Source organism: Paenisporosarcina sp. (assembly GCF_049671445.1).
In the GTDB taxonomy this organism is placed as follows: Bacteria; Bacillota; Bacilli; order Bacillales_A; family Planococcaceae; genus Paenisporosarcina.
Map to the genome: position 1 here is coordinate 1 of NZ_JBATUX010000111.1, position 1,805 is coordinate 1,805.

Below are 1,805 nucleotides of genomic sequence, written 5' to 3' on the forward strand. Positions count from 1 at the left end.
AATAAGAGAAGTCCAACTACGGATACTGTCAGTCCCAATGTTGCTTGGCGCTTATATTTCCCTGTTTTAGTAATTAGATTTCCACCCCAAGCACTCGCTCCCACTAATCCGAGTGTCATTGTCATCGATAGTAAGCTTGAGTGGGTTGCTGAATATCCGAGAACTCCTTGAATGAAATAAGGCACATACATAAGTCCCCCGAACATCCCTATTCCTACTGCAAATCCAATGATATTTGAGTACGTAAAGTTTGCGTATTTAAATAAATGAAGAGGTAAAACTGGACTTTTTGCGCGTTTCTCTGCCCAAATAAATAGCGCTAGTGAAACTATCGATCCAGTGAACAACGATAAGATCATTGGAGAGGACCACTCGTATTGTGTGCCTGCCCAAGAAAAACCGAGCAACATCGTGACTAAAGTCGAACTGAGGAAAAGAGTTCCTAAGTAATCAATCGTTTCATTTTGTCGACGTTCTGTTTTCGGGAATAATTTTAAAATCAATATAAAGGCTACGATGCCTAGCGGTAAGAATACCCAAAATACCCATCTCCAATCAAGATTATCAACAATATAACCTCCAATTGTAGGCCCTAGAACGCTGGATACGCCAAACACTGAACTCATAACGCCTTGCCATTTACCGCGCTCACGTGGTGCAAATAAATCTCCCACTGCTGCAAAAGCTGTTGGAATAATAAGCCCTGCTCCTATTCCTTGTATCGCGCGATATATAATCAACTGAACAATGGTTACAGAGGTTCCACATAAAAATGCACCTACTGAAAAAACTAATATACCAATTAAGAAAAATGGCTTTCTACCATATATATCGGAAAGTTTCCCTGCTACAACAGTCATAATAGCACTCGTCAGCATGAAACTTGTAAAGACCCAGCTATAATAATCTAAGCCACCTAAATCAGAAATAATTTTTGGTAATGCATTACTTACGATTGTTTGATTGACTGCAGCGAAAAACAGAGCCCCGATAATGGCAATCATAATCGTCACTTTTTCTTTATGCTTTAAATGTTCCATTTGGTCATCAAACCTCTCTTTCGATTGGCTTGAATTTCCCCAAAATGTTCATCACTGTCGTCATTTCTTCATTCGAAATATCACCAAACGTTTTGTTGTAATAAGCGTAGACGATTTCATCCATTTTCTTCACAAGATTTATGCCTTCTTCAGTCAATGTTAAGTAAACTGTACGTCGATCCACGTTATGACGCTCGCGAATAATGTATCCTTTTTGCACTAATTTCTCACTCGTTAACGTGACATAACTGTTTGTTGCATTTAATCTGCGTGCAACATCTGAGACTCTGAGTGTACGATCGTCCTCTAATGCTCGTAAAACTGTAAATTCATTGTATGGAATATATCCTTCAAATTCGACAGCGAAATCTTGTCGAACTGTTCGCACTAAAGAACGAAATGATCGTGTAAATTCAGTTATTAATTCTTTTCTTTCATTCATCGTGTAACTCCTTCAGTTTTAAATAGTTTAGTAACTTAACTAATTGAATATATTACGCCTACCGAAATGAATTGTCAATACGCATAGCACATTGAAACATGTGGCGTAGTATGATTTTAAACAAAAAAACTCTATTAACTGTAGTAGTTAAATAGAGTGTGTGAAACAATATTGATAAATTTTAGCTGTAGCAAGGCAATCGCCTAATGCATTATGCGCATCATGTTCGATCTGTAAGTAATGTGTTAATGTTGTCAATTTATGATTAGGTGTTAGATTGATGATTTTTCTTGAGAGCTTTAACGTATCGATTACTGTATATG

Annotated in this window: 3 protein-coding genes; all 3 read right to left on the reverse strand. The window is 37.2% G+C overall.

Annotation, left to right across the window (positions count from 1 at the left end; all coding sequences use genetic code 11):
* Nucleotides 1-1,040, reverse strand: a 1,040-nt coding sequence (locus tag WBG45_RS13660) for a DHA2 family efflux MFS transporter permease subunit (RefSeq protein WP_424415400.1), incomplete at its 3' end; no start/stop codon positions are given.
* Nucleotides 1,041-1,047: 7 nt separating this feature from the next.
* A complete protein-coding gene (locus WBG45_RS13665; RefSeq protein WP_424415401.1) occupies nt 1,048-1,482 on the reverse strand; it encodes a MarR family winged helix-turn-helix transcriptional regulator in 435 nt (144 codons plus the stop codon).
* 147 nt (nt 1,483-1,629) lie between these two features.
* Nucleotides 1,630-1,794, reverse strand: coding sequence for an exonuclease domain-containing protein (locus WBG45_RS13670; protein ID WP_424415403.1), 165 nt, complete (start codon nt 1,792-1,794; stop codon nt 1,630-1,632).
* Between the last annotated feature and the right edge of the window lie 11 nt (nt 1,795-1,805).

Bases quoted from the DNA above. Each gene is read 5' to 3' on its own strand.
- WBG45_RS13665 (WP_424415401.1), bottom strand. From the start codon at position 1,482: ATGAATGAAAGAAAAGAATTAATAACTGAATTTACACGATCATTTCGT.